Origin of the sequence: Cellulomonas sp. ATA003 (assembly GCF_031582905.1) — a bacterium.
Classification (GTDB): domain Bacteria; phylum Actinomycetota; class Actinomycetes; order Actinomycetales; family Cellulomonadaceae; genus Pengzhenrongella.
On the sequence record NZ_CP133990.1, the window covers coordinates 949,088 to 968,067 of the forward strand.

Annotated in this window: 19 protein-coding genes and 1 pseudogene; 7 read left to right on the forward strand and 13 right to left on the reverse strand. The window is 75.2% G+C overall.

Annotated elements, in window-relative coordinates:
• Positions 1–200 precede the first annotated feature (200 nt).
• Complete coding sequence (locus REH70_RS04725) at positions 201–1,235, reverse strand: XdhC family protein (protein ID WP_310752729.1); 1,035 nt, start codon at positions 1,233–1,235, stop codon at positions 201–203.
• A gap of 92 nt (positions 1,236–1,327) precedes the next feature.
• On the opposite strand from REH70_RS04725, the gene allB reads away from it, so the two are divergent.
• From allB to REH70_RS04745, 4 genes are all read left to right on the forward strand, one after another.
• The gene (allB, locus tag REH70_RS04730; protein WP_310752731.1) at positions 1,328–2,662 is read left to right on the forward strand and encodes an allantoinase AllB; all 1,335 of its coding nucleotides are present in this window, start codon (positions 1,328–1,330) and stop codon (positions 2,660–2,662) included.
• Positions 2,663–2,709: 47 nt separating this feature from the next.
• On the forward strand, positions 2,710–3,603 hold the full coding sequence (pucL, locus tag REH70_RS04735; protein ID WP_310752733.1) for a factor-independent urate hydroxylase: 894 nt from the start codon (positions 2,710–2,712) through the stop codon (positions 3,601–3,603).
• A complete protein-coding gene (locus tag REH70_RS04740) occupies positions 3,600–4,073 on the forward strand; it encodes a nucleoside deaminase (RefSeq protein ID WP_310752735.1) in 474 nt (157 codons plus the stop codon). The genes pucL and REH70_RS04740 overlap by 4 nt, the downstream gene beginning before the upstream one ends.
• A 46-nt stretch (positions 4,074–4,119) precedes the next feature.
• Positions 4,120–5,029, forward strand: a protein-coding gene (locus REH70_RS04745; RefSeq protein ID WP_310751787.1) for an IS5 family transposase whose coding sequence is annotated in 2 segments (ribosomal slippage) — positions 4,120–4,488 and positions 4,490–5,029 — 909 coding nt in all. Because the reading frame shifts where the segments join, the coding sequence is not laid out codon by codon here.
• 10 nt (positions 5,030–5,039) lie between these two features.
• On the opposite strand, the gene uraH is transcribed toward REH70_RS04745, so the two are convergent.
• Both uraH and REH70_RS04755 read right to left on the reverse strand, forming a co-directional pair.
• Complete coding sequence (gene uraH / locus REH70_RS04750; protein ID WP_310752737.1) at positions 5,040–5,363, reverse strand: hydroxyisourate hydrolase; 324 nt, start codon at positions 5,361–5,363, stop codon at positions 5,040–5,042.
• Complete coding sequence (locus REH70_RS04755; RefSeq protein ID WP_310752738.1) at positions 5,360–5,854, reverse strand: 2-oxo-4-hydroxy-4-carboxy-5-ureidoimidazoline decarboxylase; 495 nt, start codon at positions 5,852–5,854, stop codon at positions 5,360–5,362. Before REH70_RS04755 ends, uraH begins: the two co-directional genes overlap by 4 nt.
• Between REH70_RS04755 and REH70_RS04760 the strand changes: the two genes are divergently transcribed.
• On the forward strand, positions 5,853–6,419 hold the full coding sequence (locus REH70_RS04760; RefSeq protein ID WP_310754140.1) for an NTP transferase domain-containing protein: 567 nt from the start codon (positions 5,853–5,855) through the stop codon (positions 6,417–6,419). The two genes, REH70_RS04755 and REH70_RS04760, sit on opposite strands and share 2 nt — an antisense overlap.
• A 150-nt stretch (positions 6,420–6,569) precedes the next feature.
• Here the strand turns inward: REH70_RS04760 and REH70_RS04765 are convergent.
• From REH70_RS04765 to REH70_RS04795, 7 genes and pseudogenes are all read right to left on the reverse strand, one after another.
• Positions 6,570–7,631, reverse strand: a pseudogene (locus tag REH70_RS04765) (hydantoinase/carbamoylase family amidase); the annotation flags it as partial.
• Complete coding sequence (locus REH70_RS04770) at positions 7,628–8,779, reverse strand: alanine--glyoxylate aminotransferase family protein (RefSeq protein ID WP_310752740.1); 1,152 nt, start codon at positions 8,777–8,779, stop codon at positions 7,628–7,630. The gene REH70_RS04770 and the pseudogene REH70_RS04765, both read right to left, overlap by 4 nt.
• A gap of 61 nt (positions 8,780–8,840) precedes the next feature.
• Positions 8,841–9,335 (reverse strand): hypothetical protein, encoded by a 495-nt coding sequence (locus tag REH70_RS04775; RefSeq protein WP_310752743.1) that lies wholly within the window; start codon positions 9,333–9,335, stop codon positions 8,841–8,843.
• Complete coding sequence (locus REH70_RS04780) at positions 9,323–10,063, reverse strand: amidase family protein (RefSeq protein ID WP_310752745.1); 741 nt, start codon at positions 10,061–10,063, stop codon at positions 9,323–9,325. The genes REH70_RS04775 and REH70_RS04780 overlap by 13 nt, the downstream gene beginning before the upstream one ends.
• A gap of 1 nt (position 10,064) precedes the next feature.
• Positions 10,065–10,580: a cupin domain-containing protein gene (locus REH70_RS04785; RefSeq protein ID WP_310752747.1), complete on the reverse strand. Its 516-nt coding sequence runs from the start codon at positions 10,578–10,580 to the stop codon at positions 10,065–10,067.
• An 81-nt stretch (positions 10,581–10,661) separates the two neighbouring features.
• Positions 10,662–12,692, reverse strand: coding sequence for a helix-turn-helix transcriptional regulator (locus REH70_RS04790; protein ID WP_310752749.1), 2,031 nt, complete (start codon positions 12,690–12,692; stop codon positions 10,662–10,664).
• Complete coding sequence (locus REH70_RS04795; protein ID WP_310752751.1) at positions 12,626–13,090, reverse strand: hypothetical protein; 465 nt, start codon at positions 13,088–13,090, stop codon at positions 12,626–12,628. Before REH70_RS04795 ends, REH70_RS04790 begins: the two co-directional genes overlap by 67 nt.
• A gap of 257 nt (positions 13,091–13,347) precedes the next feature.
• On the opposite strand from REH70_RS04795, the gene REH70_RS04800 reads away from it, so the two are divergent.
• Positions 13,348–14,058 (forward strand): SDR family NAD(P)-dependent oxidoreductase, encoded by a 711-nt coding sequence (locus tag REH70_RS04800; RefSeq protein WP_310752753.1) that lies wholly within the window; start codon positions 13,348–13,350, stop codon positions 14,056–14,058.
• Between the two features lie 548 nt (positions 14,059–14,606).
• On the opposite strand, the gene REH70_RS04805 is transcribed toward REH70_RS04800, so the two are convergent.
• On the reverse strand, positions 14,607–15,206 hold the full coding sequence (locus REH70_RS04805; protein ID WP_310752755.1) for a CueP family metal-binding protein: 600 nt from the start codon (positions 15,204–15,206) through the stop codon (positions 14,607–14,609).
• 288 nt (positions 15,207–15,494) lie between these two features.
• On the opposite strand from REH70_RS04805, the gene REH70_RS04810 reads away from it, so the two are divergent.
• On the forward strand, positions 15,495–15,743 hold the full coding sequence (locus REH70_RS04810) for a hypothetical protein (RefSeq protein WP_310752757.1): 249 nt from the start codon (positions 15,495–15,497) through the stop codon (positions 15,741–15,743).
• On the opposite strand, the gene REH70_RS04815 is transcribed toward REH70_RS04810, so the two are convergent.
• Positions 15,740–16,714, reverse strand: coding sequence for an aldo/keto reductase (locus REH70_RS04815; protein ID WP_310752759.1), 975 nt, complete (start codon positions 16,712–16,714; stop codon positions 15,740–15,742). The genes REH70_RS04810 and REH70_RS04815 overlap by 4 nt on opposite strands.
• A gap of 423 nt (positions 16,715–17,137) precedes the next feature.
• Positions 17,138–18,592 (reverse strand): DUF222 domain-containing protein, encoded by a 1,455-nt coding sequence (locus tag REH70_RS04820; RefSeq protein ID WP_310752762.1) that lies wholly within the window; start codon positions 18,590–18,592, stop codon positions 17,138–17,140.
• Positions 18,593–18,980 lie beyond the last annotated feature (388 nt).

The following is an 18,980-nucleotide window of genomic DNA, read 5'->3' on the forward strand; positions in this document are numbered from 1 at the left end:
TGGCAAGAGCATGTGGCGGCTACAGCACGTTCTGAGCCGTGCTTAGTCTTGGCGTGGCGTCGCCGCGACGCGCCGGAGACAGAGAAGTCTCAGGCCGATGAGCGAGGGCTGCAGAGCACCCGCTCATCAAGCATGTGCGGTAGACGGGTTGTCGCACCGTGGTCGTGAGTGATGATGCGAGTCTTGGTGCCGCACCCGGTTCAGCGGACCGACCGGTGGATCGGCCCGTCCCCGTCGGCGAGCGACCGCCCGGTCGCGCCGGTGCGCACTGCGAGGATCTCTGCCAGCACCGACACCGCGGTCTCCTGCGGGGTCGCGGCACCGATGTCCAGGCCGATGGGGGACCGGAGCCGGGCGAGCTCGTCGGGGGTCGCGCCGCGCTCGCCCAGCGCGGCGATTCGGCGCTCGTGGGTGCGCCGCGACCCCATCGCCCCGACGTAGCCGGCGCCGCTGCGCAGCGCCGCGAGGACGAGGTCGGCGTCGTAGCGGTCGTCGTGCGCGAGCACCGCGACCGCGTCGCGGGCCGTCAGGCGCGTGGCGGTCAGGTGCTGCGGCGGCCACGCCACGACGACGTCGTCCGCGCCGGGCAGCCGCGCGGGTGTGGCGAACACCGGCCGCGGGTCGCACACCGTCACGCGGTACCCGACCGCGCGAGCGGCCAGCGCGAGCGCCGCGGAGAACTCCATCGCGCCGTACAGCACGAGCCGGGCGGGCGCGGCCGCGACCTCGACGAACGCCTCGACCGGGCCGTCGTCGCACGCGAGCCGCACGGTGCCGGACCGCCCGAGCGCGAGGCGCGCGTCGGCGGCGGCGCGGAGCTGATCCATCACGGCGTCGGGCACGGCGGCGAGCGGCACGACGGCGACCGCCTCCCGACCGGCCGCCGCGCGGCGCAGGGCGGCGACGTCGTCGTCGGTCAGTGCGTGCGCGTGCACCCGCAGGATGCCGCCGCAGGTGAGCCCCACCGCGAAGGCGTCGTCGTCGGAGATGCCGAACTCCTCCGCCTGCGGCGCGGCCCCGCCGAGCACCGCGTCGCACAGGGCGTGCACCGCCCCTTCGACGCAGCCGCCGGCGATGCTGCCGGTCACCTCGCCGGCGTCGTCGACGGCCATCGACGTCCCGACCGTCGACGGTGAGCTGCCGCTCGCCGCGACCACGGTCGCCACGACGACCCGCCGGCCGGCGTCGACGAGCGCGAGCAGGCGGTCCGCGATCTCCAGCACGTCGCCCCTCACCGTCCGATCCCCGCCCCGTGCGGTCCTCACCGCGGCACGGGCAAGCGTGCCATCGATACCTGCCGGCAACGCGCGTCTGGTCTGCTGGGCCCATGAGCAACGACCTCGTGGTCCGCGGACGGGCGGTCCTGCCGGACGGCACCCGCCGCGTCGACATCGGCGTGCGCGACGGGCGCATCACCGCGATCAGCGACACCCCGCTGACCGCCCCGACGGTCGTCGCGCTCACCCCCGACGAGGTGCTCCTGCCCGGACTCGTCGACACGCACGTGCACGTCAACGACCCGGGCCGCACGCAGTGGGAGGGCTTCGCGACCGCGACCCGCGCGGCCGCCGCCGGTGGTGTCACGACGATCGTCGACATGCCGCTCAACAGCATCCCGCCGACCGTCGACCCCGCCGCCCTGGCCACCAAGCGCGCGGTCGCGGCCGGTCAGGTCGCGGTCGACGTCGGCTTCTGGGGTGGTGCGGTCCCCGGCAACCTCGGCCGGCTGCGCGCCCTGCACGACGATGGCGTCCTGGGGTTCAAGTGCTTCCTGGCGCCGTCCGGGGTGGACGAGTTCGGCCACCTCGACCCCGACGGTCTGCTGGCGGCGATGACCGAGGTCGCGTCGTTCGGCGGGCTCCTGCTCGTGCACGCCGAGGACCCCGGCGTGCTCGACGCGCACGCCCACACCCCGCCGGGTCGGGACCACGCGGCGTTCGTCGCCTCCCGCCCGGACGACGCCGAGACGGTCGCGATCCGCCGCGTGGTCGACGGCGTCCGGCGCACCGGTGCCCGCGCGCACGTCCTGCACCTGTCGTCGGCCGCGGCGCTGCCCCTGCTGGCCGACGCGCGGGACGAGGGCCTGCCCGTCACGGTCGAGACGTGCCCGCACTACCTGACTCTCACCGAGCCCGTCCCGGACGGCGCGACGCAGTTCAAGTGCTGCCCACCGATCCGCGGCGCCGCCAACGCCGACGCGCTGTGGCAGGGCCTGCGCGACGGCGTGGTCGACGCGGTGGTGAGCGACCACTCGCCGTCGACCCGCGAGCTGAAGCTCGCCGGCGGCGGGGACTTCGGGGTCGCGTGGGGCGGGATCGCCGGCCTGCAGGTCAGCCTCCCGGCGGTGTGGACCGAGGCCCGACGACGCGGCGTCGCCCTGGACGACGTCGTGCGCTGGATGGCTCACACCCCGTCACGCATCGCCGGCCTGGCGAAGGGTCAGATCCACGTCGGCGCCGACGCCGACCTCGTCGCCTTCGCCCCCGACGAGCCGTGGACGGTCGACGCCGACGCGCTCGAGCACCGCAACAAGGTGACGGCCTACGACGGCGCCCGCCTGCACGGCGTCGTCCGGCGCACGTGGCTGCGCGGCGTCGTCGTCCACCCGCGCCCGGACGCCGGGCCGCACGGCCGGCTCCTGACGCGCGGGACACACACCTGACACGAGATCGCGTCACGCCGGACACGCGATCGGCGCACACTGCGGCCATGACCGTCCGACTCACCGCCCACCAGTACGGCAAGGCGGAGACCCGCGTCGTCCGGATCGTGCGCGACGCCCCGCGCCACGAGATCGTCGACCTCAACGTCTCGACCGCCCTGCGCGGCGCGTTCGACGCTGCCTACCTCCAGGGAGACCAGTCGGCGGTGCTGCCGACCGACACCCAGAAGAACACCGCCTTCGCCGTCGCCAGGTCCCACGGCGTGCCGTCGGCCGAGAGCTACGCGCTGGCCCTCGCGCGGCACTTCGTGGACGACGTCGCCCCGGTCGAGGCCGCGCGGGTCGACGTCGACGCGTACGCCTGGACCCGCGTGACGGTCGACGGGCGCGAGCACGACCACACCTGGGTGCGCACGGGCGGTGAGGTGCGCACGACGGGGGTCACCGTCGAGGGCTCGGACGCCGTCGTGATCAGCGGCGTGCGGGACCTCGTCGTGCTGAAGTCCACCGGGTCGCAGTTCCGGGGCTTCCTCACCGACCCGTACACGACCCTGCCCGAGACGGACGACCGCATCCTCGCGACGTCGCTCACGGCGCAGTGGCGGTACGCCGGCACCGACGTCGACTGGGACGCGGCGTACGCACGCGTCCGCACCACGATGCTCGAGCAGTTCGCCCAGCAGCACTCGCTCGCGCTGCAGCAGACGCTGTGGCACATGGGCTCCGCCGTCCTGGAGCGCGTGCCGGAGGTGGTGGAGGTCCGGCTGGCCGCGCCGAACAGGCACCACGTCCTGGTCGACCTCACGCCGTTCGGGATCGACAACCCGGGCGAGGTGTTCCACGCCGCGGACCGGCCGTACGGGCTCATCGAGGCGGTGGTGACGCGCGACGACGCACCTCCGGCCGGTGCCGCGTGGACCCGATCGGTGGGCGCGCCGTGACCCCCGCGGACGAGCGCTGGCTCACCGAGGCGGTCCGGTTGGCGACCTCGAACGTCGCGGACGGCGGCGGGCCGTTCGGCGCCGTCGTCGTGCGTGGCGGGGAGGTGCTCGCGACCGGGCAGAACCGGGTCACCCGCGACCACGACCCCACCGCCCACGCGGAGGTCGTCGCGATCCGTGCCGCCTGCCAGGCGATCGGGGGCTTCTCGCTGGTCGGCGCGACCGTCTACGCCTCGTGCGAGCCGTGCCCGCTGTGCCTTGCGGCGGCCCTGTGGGCGCGGGTCGAGCGGGTCGTGTTCGCCGCGGACCGGCACGACGCCGCGCGTGCCGGCTTCGACGACTCGGAGTTCTACGACCTCTTCGCCCGTGAGCGCGGCACCTGGCACATGCCGGTCGTCGCGCACCGCATCGACGGAGCGGACGAGCCGATGGACGCGTGGCTGCGGTCCGGCACGCGGATCGACTACTAGGGCGTGTCTCCCATAGATGCGGTGAGGCTCGCGGCACTGTGACGGGGTGACGACTTCTCGGTACCGGGTGTTCTCCGATGATCAGTGGGCACGGGTCGAGCCGTTGCTGCCCTCGAACGCGGGCCGGCGTGGGCACCCGTTTGGTGACAACCGTCGGGTGGTCGAGGCGATCGCGTACCGGTACCGCACCGGGATCGCGTGGCGTGACTTGCCGCGGGAGGAGTTCGGGCCTTGGCAGACGGCGTGGAAGAGACATCGCCGCTACGCCGCCGACGGCACGTGGGACCGGGTGCTGGCGCGGCTGCTGGCCGAGGCTGACGCTGCGGGCAAGGTCGACTGGGCGGTGTCGGTGGATGCCACGATCACCCGGGCGCACCAGCACGCGACGAACACGACCCGTCCCGAGCAGGACACAGGGGGCCGGGTCGAATCACAGGAATCAGCTGCCGGCTGAGCGTGAACCTGCAGGTCACGGCATCGGACGCTCGCGAGGTGGGCTGACTACGAAGATCCACGCGGCGGTCGACGGGCGCGGACGCCCGCTGGCTGCGGTCGTCACCGGCGGGCACCGCAACGACGGCGCCGTGCTCGCCGCGGTCCTCGCCGACATCCGGGTCCCCAGGATCGGTCCGGGCCGCCCGCGCACCCGTCCCGATTCCGTGATCGCGGACAAGGCGTACTCGGCCGGGACCTACCGGCGCGCCTTGCGCGCCCGCGGGATCGCCGTCGTCATCCCGCAGAAGTCCGACGAGATCGCCGCCCGCAAACGCCGGGGCTCACGCGGCGGCCGACCACCCGGCCTGGACACCGACGCCTACAAGCGCCGCAACGTCGTCGAGCGCCACTTCGCCCTGGCCAAGCAGTGGCGAGGACTGGCCACCCGCTACGACAAGCTCGCCATCACCTACCGCGCCGCCGTCATCCTCGCCGCCTGCCTCATCTGGTCACGCATATAGGAGACATGCCCTAGCTCCCGCGGTACGTCGAGTACGCGAACGGGCTGAGCAGCAGCGGGACGTGGTGGTGGGCGTCGTCGGCCACCTCGAAGACCACCACGACCTCGGGGTAGAACCCGGTCCCCGCGAAGTACGTGCCGGTGTCGAACCGCAGCCGGTAGCGCCCGTGCGGCAGGGCGGCCGGGCCCAGGTCGCCGACGCGTCCGTCGGCGTCCGTCACGCCGTGGCCGAGCGGGCGCCAGGTGCCGTCGTCGAGGGCCTCGAGGTCGACCGGGACGCCGGCGGCGGGGCGGCCCAGCGCGGTGTCCAGGACGTGCGTCGTCACGAGGCTCATGCGTCGCCCTGGGCAAGGGTTCGTAGCCGCAGCCCGGCGATCTCGCGCAGCTGCTGCGCGACCTCGGCGCGCTCGGCGTCGTCGTCGAGGACGAGGCGGCGGTCGAGCTCCGCGAGGATCTCCCGGCGGCTGCGGCCGGCGGCGCGGATGAGGAAGATGCGCCCGAACCGCTCCTCGTAGGCGACGTTGCCCCGGGCCATGGCGTCGACCAGCTCGGGGTCGTCCGCGTCGGCCGACGCCTGCTCGCTGCGGCTGATCCCGGTCGCCCGCTCGCCGATCCGCGGGTGGTGGGACAGCGCCTCGTCGATCTCCGCGGGGTCAGGGTCGACGCGGCGGCGTCGGCGGCGGCGAGCAGGGCGTCCAGGTCCCGGTACGGGCCGCCGGCGGCGACCTCGTCGACGTAGCGCTGCACGCCCAGGCTCGTCGCGAGGCGCCCACGGAGGGTGTCGTCGGGGATCATCGGGGCACAGTAGCGATCGGGAGGTCGGCATGGGTCAGCTGTGCGGCGTCGTCCTCGCCGCCGGTGCCGGCACCCGGTACGGCGGCCCGAAGGCGCTCGCGGCCGGGCCGGACGGGCCGTGGCTGCCCGCGGCCGTGCGGCTGCTGCGCGACGGCGGGTGCGAGCGGGTCGTCGTCGTGCTCGGCGCCGGCGCCGGGGCGGCCCGGGCGCTGCTGGCCGATGACCCGGCGGTGACGGCCGTGGTCGCCGAGCACTGGGAGCGGGGCCTGGGGGAGTCGCTGCGCGCCGGCCTCGCCCACGCCTCCGGGGACGCCGCGGTCGTGACGCTCGTCGACCTGCCGGGGACGCCGGCCACCGTCGTCCGGCGCGTCCTCGCCCCCGGCGCGGACCCCGGCACGCTGCGCCGGGCGGTGTTCGACGCGCGCCCCGGGCACCCCGTCGTCCTCGGGCGGGACCACTGGGGGCCGCTCGCCGACCACCTCGCGGCCGACCCGGGGGACCACGGTGCGCGCACCTACCTGCGCGCGCACGGGGTCGAGCGGGTGGAGTGCGGCGACCTCCACCACGGGCAGGACGTCGACACGCCCCGTCAGTGAGACCGCGCCAGGGCGAGGACCGCCGCCTCGAGGGCGTCGACCGCGGCGGCGACGTCTTCGGCGCGGACCGACTCGTCGGCATGGTGGCTCACCCCCACCGCACCGGACGAACAGCATGCCGATGGGCGCGACCGCGGCGACCGCCATCGCGTCGTGGCCCGCGATGCTCGGGAGCTCCAGCGGGTCCGCGTCGCAGGTCGCGGTGATCCCCGCGCGCACGGCCGCGCGCAGCGCCGGGTCGCACGCGACAGCCGCGGCGACGTGCGTCGGGGTGACGGTCACCGTGACGCCGCGGCGGGCGGCGATCGCGTCCAGCTCGGCGAGGATCCGCGCGAGGGTCGCGTCGCGGGCGTCGTCGTCGGCGTCGCGCAGGTCGATGCTCAGCTCGGCGAGGCCGGGGATGACGTTGACGGCGTCCGGCTCGACCCGCAGGTGCCCGACCGTCGCGGGGCTGCCCGCGTCGCGTGCGACCCGCTCGATCGCGAGGACCATCTCGCTCGCGGCGGCCAGGGCGTCGCGGCGCCGGTCCCACGGGGTCGCGCAGTGCCGCGTCTCGCCGGTCACCGTCACGAGCATCCGCCGCGCCCCGGAGATCGCGGTGACGACGCCCAGCGCACGGTCCTCCTCCTCCAGCAGCGGCCCCTGCTCGATGTGCACCTCGAGGTAGGCGAGCAGCTCGTCGGGTCGCCGGGCGGCGTCGCGGACCGCGCCGGGGTCGAGCGCGAAGGCGAGGGCGGCGTCCTCCATCGAGACGCCGTCGGCGTCCCGCAGGGCCCACCAGGTCTCGTCCCAGGTGCCGGCCAGCGCCCGGCTGCCCAGCAGCGTCGCGCCGAACCGGGTGCCCTCCTCGTCGGCGAACGCCACGACCTCGACGGCGAACGGGAGCTCACCCAACCGCTCGACGACGGCGAGCGCGACCATCACGCCGAGGACGCCGTCGTACCGCCCCGCGCCCGGGACGGTGTCCAGGTGGGACCCGAGCAGCAGCGCCGGCAGCCCCGGGCGGGTGCCCTCGAGCCGCCCGCACAGGTTGCCGGCGGCGTCCTGCCACGTGGTCAGCCCGGCCTCGCGCATCCACGTCGCGGTGAGCTCGTTCGCGGCGGCGTGCTCGGGGCTGAGGTAGACCCGCTCGATGCCGTCGGGCCGGCTCGACAACGCCGCGAGCCGGTCGCAGCGGTCCAGGACGGTGCGGGCGGTCGCCGCCGGGCTCACGCCGCCACCCCGTAGGCCTCGAGCGCCGCGTCGACCCCGCCGCCCGGGGGCACCGCGACGCCCTCCGCCCGCAGCGCGTGCTCGAGCGCGGCGAGCGTGGTGAGCACGGTGTCGCGGCGCGCGTTGTAGCCCATCGTCCCCACGCGCCAGATGCGCCCGTGCAGCGGCCCGAACGACGTGCCGATCTCGATGGCGAAGTCGGTCAGCAGCCGCCCGCGGACCGCGTCGCCGTCCACGCCGTCGGGGATCTCGACGCCGACGACGTTCGACATGCGGTGCCGCTGGTCGCCGAAGAGGTGGAGGTCGAGCCCGACGAGGCCGGCGGCCATCGCGCCACCGTGCAGCCTGTGCCGCCTGACCGCGGCGTCCACGCCCTCCTCCAGCAGGATCCGGGCGCACTCGCGGGCGCCGTACAGGGCGGTCGTCGCCTCGGTGTGGTGGTTGAGCCGGGCCGGGCCCCAGTAGTCCAGGATCATCGCGAGGTCGAGGTAGTTGGACCGGATCGGGTGCGCGACGACCCGCGACGACGCGTCCCGCAGCCCCGCCTCGATGCTGCGCCGCCGGTCGAGCACGGCGACCGCCCGGTCGGACAGCGTGACCGGCGCGGTGCCGGACGGCCCGGCGAGGCACTTCTGCAACCCCGCGCTCACCGCGTCCAGCCCCCAGTCGTCGGTGCGGAACGGGTTCCCGCCCAGCGACGCCGTCGCGTCGGTGTACAGCAGGGCGTCGTGCTCGTGGCAGACGTCGGCGAGCCCCTCGAGCGGCTGCGCGAGCGTGGTCGAGGTGTCCCCGTGCACGACGGCGACCAGGTGGGGCCGGACGCGGCGCACGGCGTCGGCGATCTCCTCGACGTCGAACACCTCGCCCCACGGCCGCTCGATCACGTGCACCTCGGCACCTACCCGGGCGGCGATCTCGGTGAGCAGCAGGCCGAACCGCCCGAACACCGGCACCAGGACGCGCTGCCCGGGCTCCACGAGCGACACCAGGGCCGCCTCGATCCCGGCGCGGGACGTGCCGTCGACCAGGACGGTCGCGGCATGCGTGGTGGCGAACACCCCGCGGTACAGCTCCGCGGTCTCGGTCATGTACGCGGTCATCGCGGGGTCGAACTGGCCCACGAGCTGCGCGGACATCGCGCGCAGCACCCGGGGTCCGCCGTGATGGGCCCGGGACCCATGAGCAGGCGGTGCGGCGGGTGGATCTGCGTCATGGACGTCCTCCGGGATGGTCGGGGCAGGCCGCGAGGGCCAGGTCGATCAGTGCCAGGTCGAGCAGTGCCAGGTCGCGTCCGCGCGGCCCGACCAGGCACAGCCCGACGGGTCCGTCCGCCACGCGCAGCACCGGCACGCTGACCGCCGGTGCGCCGAGGACGCCGGCGAGGCAGGTCAGCGCGAGCGTCGCGGCGCGGGCAGCCTCGAGGGCGGCCGGGTCGGCGGTCGCGCTCGGCGCCGGGCCGGCGGCCGACGGCAGCAGCAGGACGCGGTCGCGGAGCACGTCGTCGAGCCGGTCCCGGGCCACGCGGAGCACCGTACGCCCGTCGCGCTCCTGCTCGGACGAGACCGTCGCCGCCCACGCGAACCGGGCGGCGACGTCGCTCCCGAGCGCACCGGGGTGCGCCGTGACCCAGTCGCCGTGCGCGCGCCACGCCTCGGCCGCCTGCACGGTGCGGAACGCCGCCGCGACGTCGGTCAGCGACCCCACGGCGCCGACGACGTCGACCCGTCCGGCACCCAGGCGCGCGGCCGCGGACCGGACGGCCGCGGCGACGTCGGGCACGAGGGGGTCCAGGAGCGTCGGGTCGAGGACCACCCCACCGGGCGCGAGGGGCGCGGTCCGGCGTCGTCGTGAGCCGCATCGGCGGCGAGCGTGGCGACCAGCGCCGCCCGGAGCGTCGCGCCGTCCCGGGCGAGCCAGCCGACGGTGTCGAACGACGGCGCGAGCGGCAGGACGCCGTCGGACGGGACGAGCCCGTGCGTCGGCCGCAGCCCCCACAGCCCCCCGTACGACGCCGGGACGCGCACCGAGCCGGCGGTGTCGGTCGCGAGCCCGAGGTCGGCCTGCCCGAGCCCCACCGCGGCGGCGGGTCCACTGGACGACCCGCCGGGCAGCCGGCCGCGCACGGCGGCGTTCGGCGGAGTGCCGTAGTGCGGGTTGCGTCCGGCGAGGCTGTACGCGAGCTCGTCGGTCCGGGCGACGCCCTGGACGTGCGCACCGGCCGCGAGCAGCGCGGCCAGCGCGGGGGCGTGCGCGGGCTCGACCGGGGCGTGGGTCAGCCACGCCGGGACGCCCGCGCCGCGGGCCTGCCCCGCGACGGCGATGACGTCCTTGACCGCGACGCGGACGCCGTCGAGCTGCCCACGCGTCGTCGGCGCCACGAGCGGCGCGCCGACGACGCGCCACACCGTGGGGTCGATCGGGGGCGGGGTCACCTCACCCACCACACACCGGCGAGGTCCGCGCGTCGTTTCCGCCGGGTGACGCCGGGGTTACGCGATCACCCTCCGGGAGGCGGACGCCGTGCCGCGCCGTGACCGCACGCATCGCGGCGATGGACGCGGGCGCGGGCGGCCCGGCCGGGACGGACGCGGCGGCGTCGGCGAAGAACCGCCCCGCGCCGTCGCCCGTGGTGACCGCCAGGAAGCGGGCGTTGTCGCCGGTGACGGTGAAGGTGCACGGGGTCCCCGCCGGGAGCGTCACCAGGTCGCCGGGACCGACGGCGCAGGTCGCGGAGTCGACCAGGACCGTCAGCGAGCCGTCGAGGACGTACAGCACCGCGCTCCACGGCGAGATGTGAGGCGGGGCGGGCGGGCCGGCGGGCGCGTGCACCTCGAAGACCTCGAAGGTGCCGTGCGCGTCCCGGACCGTCGTCTTCGCGATGTGGTCGCCGTCGATCATGGGCAGGTGGGCGCCCTCGTCGGTGCGGACGACGGGGCTCGTGATCGTCATGGTGGTCTCCTCGTGGCGGGTCGGGGGACCAGCGTCCGGCGCGGGGCCGGGGACGTCGCGAGTGGTGCACCACTCGGATGGTCAGCCGTCGCCGAGGAGGTCGGCGAACCGGGCGCGGTCGGAGATGTCGAGCTTGTGGCCGGCCCGGTAGAGGTGGCCCTCGACCGTCCGGACGGACACCGTGAGCCGTCCGGCGATCTCCCGGTTGGACAGGCCGCGCGCCGCCAGGACGACGACCTCGCGCTCGCGCGCCGTCAGCGGGAGCGGTCGCGCGGCGGTGGCCAGGGCGGGCGTCCGGGCTCCCGAGCGGTCCGCGATCCGCTGGGCACGGGCCGCGGCCGCCACGGCCGATCCCGCGCGCCCGTGCCGACGGTCGACCTCCGCGGCCTGGGCGGCCGCATCACCCGCCGCGACGAGGTCGCCCCACCGCTCCCAGGCGCCCGACGCCGCCCGCAGGCCGTCCCCGTCGGCCGCCGCCCACGCACGGGCGTGCGCGAGCGCGGTGCGGGCCCGCGGCCCGGACACCTCGGTGACGAGCGCGGTCAGGCGGGTCACCGCGTCGGCGGACCCGCCGAGCTGGGTCACCGCCTGCCAGGCCTGCACCTCGAGCGCCGGCGACGCCTGCCGACGCGCGAGCCCGGCCGCCCCCAGCGCGAGCCGGACCGCCTCGGTGACCGCGCCCTCCGCCGCGGCTCCCCAGGCCTGCGCGAGAGCGTCGTCGGGTGCGAGCAGCGCGTACGCCGGGTGCCGGTGCGCGGCCAGGCCGTCGAGCAGCGGTCGTGCCGCGGCGGGCTCCCCAGCCAGCGCGGCCGCCGTCGCGAGCAGGGCGCGGCACCGGAAGCGGAACTCGTGCGGGGAGGGCTCGAGCGCCGCCCACGCCTCCCGCAGCGGTGTGAGCGCCTCCCGGACGTGACCCGTCGCGAGCGCGGCGTGGCCGGCGAGGACGAGACCCATGACCCGGGCGGGACTGGGGAGGTCGGCGGACGCGGCCAGCAGCGCACGGGTCGTCTCGACCCCGGTCACGGGGTCCCCGGCCAGGCGGTACCCGAGCAGCACCCAGTCGGCCAGGCCGAACACCGGGATCGCGCCTGGCAGCCGGACGGCGCCCCCGTCGCGGACGACCTGGTCGAGCAGATCCGTCCGCCCGGTGACCGCGGCGCCGGCCGCCACCGCGACGGTGGCCAGGGTCCGGGTGAGGTCGTCCAGATCGTCCGGGTGGTGCGCGAGCACTGCGCGGCCTCGGGCCACCGCCGCCCGGGCGTCACCCAGCGCGGCGTCGAGCGCGGCCGCCATCGCCTCCACCGCCGGACGGGCCGGCCCCGCGTCGGGGGCGTCGAGCGCACCGTGGAGAACCGATCGCGCCTCGTCCGCCCGGGCGAGCGTCCACAGCAGGTTGCCCGCCCGGTACACGCGGGCGCGGGCCCGGAGCTCGCCGCTCGGTGCGTCGGTCACCAGCTCGGCGAGGACGGTCTCGGCCTCGGCGCCGCGGCTGAGCCAGGACAGGATCGAGGCGTGCAGCAGGCGGGCGTCCCAGCTGCCGTCATCCGTGGACGCCCCCGCGGCCGAGGCGGCGCGGGCCAGCCGCTCGGCGAGCGGCAGGTCGTGGAAGCTGAGCGCCCTCGCGGCGGCGCGCCGGAACAGGTCGAGGTCGGGGGCGAGATCCGAGTCCAGCAGGAGGACGGCCCGCTGCAGGGGATCCGCCTCCCCGTCGAGGCGCGCGGCGAGCAGGCCGCGCAGCCGGCGGGCGCGGACGCCACCCATCGACTCACGGCGCACCTCGCCGTAGAGCGGGTGAGCGAGCCGGACGACCGGTCCCGCGGGGCCGCCGGCCGATCGCACGAGGCCGCGCCCCTCGGCCTCCTCCACCGCGTCGGCGGTCGCCAGGTCGAGCAGCGTCGCGGCCCCCACCGGCTCGCCGAGGGCGACGAGGTCCACCACGGTCCGCACCGCGGGTGCCAGGGCACCCATCTCGTGCTGGAGCAGGGCCGCGAGCCGGGGCGAGAGGTGCGGGTCACCGGTCCACGCCCACAGCCCGGAGGTCGGGCTCAGCCGACCTGAGGTGATCTCCTCGGTGACCAGGTGCCGCAGGAGCAGCGGGCTGCCGCGGGACATCCGCCACAGTCGGTGGGCGGACGCGGACTCGACCGGCCCCTGCAGCACCTCGGCGACGAGCGCCGACGTCGCCGCGGCGTCGAGCGGCGTGAGGTCGAGCCGGGGAGCAGGTCCTCCCTCCACAGTGCGGTGACGAGGTCGGGCGCGGTCTCCCGGTCCCGCACCGTGACGAGGACGGGGGCGATCCCGCGGACGACGACCCGGTGCAGCACCACCGCCGAGAGGTCGTCCAGCAGGTGCGCGTCGTCGACCGCGAGCACCAGCCGGCCGCGCCGCACGAGTGCGTCCAGGGCGCGGGTGACCGCGCCGGCGGCGTCCCCGGCGGGGACGTCGACGAGCCCGGCGAACGCGCCGAGCGGGAACGGGTGGGCCGCCCGGCTGCCGAGCGCCCACGCCACAGCCCCCGGCTGCGCGCCGCGGCCTCACGCGCGAGGCGGGTCTTCCCCACCCCGGCGGCTCCCGACACGAGGATCCCCGCCGCACCGGGCCGGATGGCGGCGGTGACCGCCCTGAGCTCGCCGTCGCGGCCGGTGAGCGGCCACTGCCGCCCCATGCCGTGATGCTAGCCACGCCGTTCCGGGTACCGCACTACTCGCCTCGAGGTGTCGTCGCGGCGGCAGGGTGGTGACCTGCCGACCCGTCGGAGGGGATCTCGATGACCGCCACCCGCACCGTCCTGGTCACCGGCGCCGGCCGGGGCATCGGCCGCGCTGTCGCCGTCCGCCTCGCCACCCGGGGGTGGCACGTCGTCGGTGGCGTCCGGACCGCCGCCGCCGCCGCGTCGCTCGTCGCGGAATCCGCCCGGATCAGCGCGGTGCGTCTTGACGTGACCGAGGACGGCGACGTCGACGCGCTCGACGCCGTCCTGCCGGACCGGCTCGACGCACTGGTCAACAACGTTGGCATCGCCGTCGCCGGGCCGGTGGAGACGCTGTCCCGGCAGGACATGCACCGGCAGCTCGACGTCAACCTCGTCGGGCCGCTCGCCGTCACCCGGGCGGTGCTGCCACGGCTGCGGGCGAGCCGGGGACGGATCGTGTTCGTCTCCTCGGTCAACGGACTGGTGTCGTTCCCATTCACCGGGCTCTACAACGCCTCGAAGTTCGCCCTGGAGGCGACCGCCGACTGCCTGCGCGTCGAGCTCGCACCCTTCGGCGTCCGGGTGGCGCTGATCGAGCCGGGGGTCATCGACACCGACCCCTGGCACACGATGGACGACCTCATCGACACGCTCGAGGCCGCCCTGCCGGACGACCTGCGCGCTCTCTACGCCCGGCACTTCGCGGGGAGCGGAAGCTGGTCGCGAAGCTCCGTGCGGGTGCCGCGCCCCCGGACACCGTCGCCCGCGCGGTGGAGCAGGTCCTGACCGCGCGACGGGTCCGGCCTCGCACCCTCGTGGGCCGTGACGCGCACGCCCTGCGGGCGATGCGGGCCGCGCTGCCCGCGCGCGCGATGGACAGCGTGTGGCTCCACGGGCTCGGGCTCACCCGACCGGCTGATCCTGGCAGCGGGGCCAGCCGCCTCGCTCGGGCGGACGGTCGATCGTCGCGATGACCCGGTGGCCGGTCGCCCATCGCGTCTTGGACCGGCGGGTCACCGATACCGAGCCCGGCCAGGTTGCGATCGGGGACGGGGTCGAGCACCCACCGGACGTGCGGAGGGCGGGTCGCGTGGGTACGCGCGACCCGCCCTGCTTCAGGGGACTTCCTACTTCTTGCGGTTCTTCGCCTTGGCCAGCAGCTCCTTGGCCTTGCGCTGGTTCTCGGGCTTCTGCGCCTCGCGCATGATCATCTGCCCCGCCTTGATGGCGATCCCGCTCTTCACCGCTCTGCCGATGAATCCCATGGTGGTTCCTCCGTCGTGGTCGTGGCTCGGGTCCACGGTAGGACCGCGCGGTCCGGCCCGCACGGTGGATCAGGCGACCCGCAGGGTGGTGATGCAGGTGGCGCCGTCGGCGGTGGTGGAGAAGGCCGCGGTTCCGGTGCGGCCGTCGACGGTGACCTCGATCGAGCCCTCGACGTCGCGGGGCAGCCAGAAGCCGGCGAAGCCGTTGTCGAACGTGGTGGTCGTCTCGTCGACGAGGACCTCGCCGGTGGCGTCGTCGACGATCCGGACGTCGATCTCCTCATCGGGCATCTCACCGCGGCACGTGGTCAGGCTGTGGAAGAAGCAGTCGTGGGTGCCGTCCGCGTACGGCGCGACCGACACGTAGAAGCGGTCGTCGGGGATGTCGAGCACCACCTCGTCGTCGCCCGCGCCGAGCAGGAGCGCGTCGGGGCGCACGGAGGCCATGAGGTCGGTCGGTCGTCGGTCGAGCGGGAGCCGGTCGAGGTGGTCGATGATCGCGGGCGCGTCCATGCCGGTCAGCTCGTACGCGGCGAGCAGGTCACCGGTCGTCCCGGTCGAGACACCGGCAGGATCGAGCGCGTCAGCGGGCGCCGCGCCGGGCCCGGTCGTCGAGCAGCCGGCCAGGATGAGCAGCCCCAGCGTCGCGGCGGCGATCGGTCGTCTCACGGTGGTCTCCCGGTGTTGTGCTGGTGTTGGTGTTGGTGTTGGTGTTGGTGCCGGTGCGGGCGCTGCGACGACGACGTCGTCCACCACCGCGGAGCGGCGGGTGCCGCCCCGGCCCGCACCACGCTAGGTGGGCGGGACGGGTCCGCCCCGGGCCCTTGGACCCAAGAGCTGCCGATGCGTCCACCGTTCACCCGCGCGCCGGATGGCGCTCACCACGCCGGAGGGTCATGGTGGAAGCAGCCGGACCTGAGCAGAGCGCGACGTCGCGCTCACGTCGAGGGGAATCACATGGGGATGACCGCAGACCGGCACACCGGATCGTCGGACAACGCGCCGCCGCAGCCCGCGCCGCCGCACGCGGCGCCGCCCCGCGGGCACGTCAGGCTCGTCTACCACTACCGGGACGGCCACGACTTCACGACCGAGGCGATGCTCCGCGAGGAGGCAGTGGCGTACATGCCGCTGCTGGCGGCCGTCCCGGTCGACGCCGAGCACTACGTGACGTCGTTCGCCGACATCGAGCTGCGCTCGGCCTAGAAGCCGGCGACCGGGTGCGGCTGGTAGGGGCTCTCCAGTCGCTCCACCTCCTCGCCCGTCAGGTCGATCTCGAGCGCCGCAACGGCGTCGTCGAGGTGGCTCGCCTTGCTCGCCCCGATGATCGGTGCGGTGACCGCGGGCACCTGCAGCACCCAGGCGAGAGCCACCTGCGCGCGCGGGATGCCACGGTCGGTGGCGACGGCGGCAACCGCGGCGGCGATCTCGGCGTCGTTGCCCTCGGTCGAGTACAGCGTCTTGCCGAACTCATCGGTTTCCGAGCGCGCCGTGGACGCCTGCCAGTCGCGCGTGAGGCGGCCGCGGGCGAGCGGGCTCCACGGGATGACGCCGATGCCCTCGTCAGCGCATAGCGGCAGCATCTCGCGCTCCTCCTCGCGGTTGAGGAGATTGAGGTGGTCCTGCATGGAGACGAACCGCGTCCAACCGTTCGCGCGCTGCAGGTGCAGGGCCTTGCTGAACTGCCACGCCCACATCGACGACGCGCCGATGTAGCGGGCCTTGCCGGCCTTGACGACGTCGTGCAGCGCCTCGAGGGTCTCCTCGACGGGCGTCGTGGGGTCCCACCGGTGGATCTGGTACAGGTCGACGTAGTCGGTGCCGAGCCGGGTCAGGCTCGCGTCGATCTCGTGCAGGATCGCCCGGCGCGACAGCCCGCCGCCGTTCGGACCGGGACGCATGCGCCCGTGGACCTTGGTCGCCAGCACGACGTCCTCGCGGCGCGTGAAGTCCTTGATCGCGCGTCCGACGATCTCCTCGCTCGATCCGTCCGAGTACACGTTGGCGGTGTCCCAGAACGTGATGCCGAGCTCAACGGCTTTCTTCAGGAGCGGCCGGCTCGCTTCCTCGGTCAAGGTCCACGAGTGGTTGCCGCGGTCCGGCTCGCCGTAGGTCATGCAGCCCAGTGCGATGCGGGACACGTCGAGGCCGGTGCTGCCGAGCTTGGTGTACTCCATGCGTCCTTCTCCGTCGCTTGTCACGGGTGGTCGGGGTAGCGCTGCGAGCGTGCCACGGCGACGAGTCCGAAGCGCGGCGCCGAGCGATTCACGGGACACGACGCGCGCTGAGCCGTCTCCGCCGGACTAGGGTCGCGGAGGCTCGCCACCCACGCCGGGTCCCGTGCCTGCGCGAGCCGGTGCCCTGAGCGGGCGTTGTGGCTGCGCACGAGCCGTGCCTGCGCCCGGGTGCGGGTGGCGCTGCGACCTGCGCCCGCGCCGGGAACTGACCCTGACCAGAGCCGACACCGCAGCCGGGGCCTCAATCGGCACCTTCGACGGCACCTGAGCCGCCACCTCAGCTGCCACCTCAGCCGGTGTCGAACAGCGTCAGGTCACGACAGCCGCTGTCCGATGGCGAGCCGTTCCTCGTCGAGCCGTGCGTCATCGCGCCGGTTCCTGCGGCCGCGCTCGGCACCGTGGCGGCGGGTGCCGTCGCTCCGGGTGGGGTCGTCGCCGTCGCCGCACCCGTGGGCGGACCCGGTGGTCGTGGTCGCTCACCGAGGATGCGTCCCGAGCGGTCACGGATCTCGTAGGTGACGGCAGCGAGCAGCTCGCGACGCCGACGTCGTCCGGTGCCCGGCGGTCGACCTCCGCCGTTCGGTGGTCCTGCCCAGGGGGATCCGTGTCGGAGCCGACGTGGCGGATCACCACGAGGTCGCGCCGGTGGATCTCCTGGTGGTGGAAGCTGCAGACCAGGCCACCGTTGTCGAGGCTGGTGGGGCCGGAGTCCCGGTCCCACCAGCGCAGGTGGTGGATCTGGCACCAGCGAGCCGGCTGGTGGCAGGACGGCCAGATGCACTCTCGATCCCGGGCGATGATCGCCCGTCGCTGCTCTCCGGTGAACAGTCGTTGCGTGCGTCCGAGGTCGACCGGGACGCCGTTCGCGTCGACCGCGATGCGCGTCACGTCGCACTCGCACAGCGCGATCGCGAGCTCGCTCGCGGGAACCGGGGTGCCGTCCTCCCAGGTCGCCGGCGTGCACAACGAGCTCGGGTGCGGCGCAGCCCCGGCGTCCTGCGTGACCTGGGTCGCGTCAGCACTGCCCACGCCTGCGCCCGAACCTGCACCCGCACCCGAACGCGCATCCGCATCCGCATCCGCAGCTGCACCCGAGCCCGCACCCGCGGACGAGGCCGCGGCGCGTTGCCGGTCACGGTGCGCGCGGGCTGCGACCCAGGCCTCCTGGGTCATGATCAGCGACACCTGCGGGGGCACGTGGGCGCCCGGCTTGGTGTCCGCCGCCGCGAGGATGGCCTGCGCCATCGAGTCGAGGGCGTCCGCGGCTCGCTGGCCGCGGTCACGGTCGTCGTCCGCGGCGGGGCGGGGCGTCAGCGCCTCCAGGGCGTGGCGAAGTCGCCGTCCGGCCGCCTGGTCCAGTCGACCCCGCAGGAACGCACCGCGCGGGGTGTCCGACACGTGCAGGAAGCGCTCACGGCGTTGCGCCTGGTGATCGGCTTCGAGGGCGTCCGGGTCGACCGCCGCCGCCCATCGCGACACCGCCCCACCGAAGGCGCCGGCATCGACCTCGCCCGCCAACGCGATCAGCTGCTCCTGTGCGGACGGCGACGACACCGCCTCCTGCTGTGCCGGTGTCCCGGTGGCGGCCAGACCGGCGATCGCCTCGGCGTGCTCGAGGCCGATGCGACCCTGCACGACGGCGTCAGCCACCTGCGGCACGACGGCGAGTCGCTCGGCCTGACGCACCTGCGCGGTGGCGCAGCGGTCGCCGTTCCCCGAGGTCCGCGCGTGCCAGCTCGCGAACGACCGGTCCCCGGATCCCTGCCACGCCCCCGACCGCTGCTCGGCGACGAGCACGGCGGCACGGGTCGCGGTCATCCCGTCCACCACGTGCCCGAGCCCGGCGAGGACTTCTCGCCGGAGCTCTGGTGCCCACGAGTCGGCGTGCGCCGTCAGCGCTCGGAGCCGGGACAGCACAGCCGTCGCCGCCTGGACCTCTGTCAGCGCTGCTGCCCCGGGGAGGTCATCGGCGCGGGATGCCGTTGTGGTCCCGGGTGCGCGTGGAGGTGCGTCTGTGGTCATGGCGCCTCACCTCCACGCTCGAACTGATGTTCGAATCCTATCGCTCGGCACTGACACGCGGGGAGCGCGCGGCCATCTGTGGATGGTCCTCGAGCACCCGGAGTGCGCGACCTCGTGCTCCGCTGCCCGCCGCAGTCGGCGCCACCCACCGCTCGTCGCCGCGCCACCACCTGCCGCGCCGGTG

Excerpts from the sequence above, each read along its gene's own strand:
- allB (WP_310752731.1), top strand. The coding sequence starts at position 1,328 with ATGAGCAACGACCTCGTGGTCCGCGGACGGGCGGTCCTGCCGGACGGC.
- pucL (WP_310752733.1), top strand. The coding sequence starts at position 2,710 with ATGACCGTCCGACTCACCGCCCACCAGTACGGCAAGGCGGAGACCCGC.
- uraH (WP_310752737.1), bottom strand. The coding sequence starts at position 5,363 with ATGAGCCTCGTGACGACGCACGTCCTGGACACCGCGCTGGGCCGCCCC.
- REH70_RS04760 (WP_310754140.1), top strand. The coding sequence starts at position 5,853 with ATGGGTCAGCTGTGCGGCGTCGTCCTCGCCGCCGGTGCCGGCACCCGG.
- REH70_RS04755 (WP_310752738.1), bottom strand. The coding sequence starts at position 5,854 with ATGCCGACCTCCCGATCGCTACTGTGCCCCGATGATCCCCGACGACAC.
- REH70_RS04785 (WP_310752747.1), bottom strand. The coding sequence starts at position 10,580 with ATGACGATCACGAGCCCCGTCGTCCGCACCGACGAGGGCGCCCACCTG.
- REH70_RS04790 (WP_310752749.1), bottom strand. The coding sequence starts at position 12,692 with ATGTCCCGCGGCAGCCCGCTGCTCCTGCGGCACCTGGTCACCGAGGAG.
- REH70_RS04800 (WP_310752753.1), top strand. The coding sequence starts at position 13,348 with ATGACCGCCACCCGCACCGTCCTGGTCACCGGCGCCGGCCGGGGCATC.
- REH70_RS04810 (WP_310752757.1), top strand. The coding sequence starts at position 15,495 with ATGGGGATGACCGCAGACCGGCACACCGGATCGTCGGACAACGCGCCG.
- REH70_RS04815 (WP_310752759.1), bottom strand. The coding sequence starts at position 16,714 with ATGGAGTACACCAAGCTCGGCAGCACCGGCCTCGACGTGTCCCGCATC.
- REH70_RS04820 (WP_310752762.1), bottom strand. The coding sequence starts at position 18,592 with ATGACCGCGACCCGTGCCGCCGTGCTCGTCGCCGAGCAGCGGTCGGGG.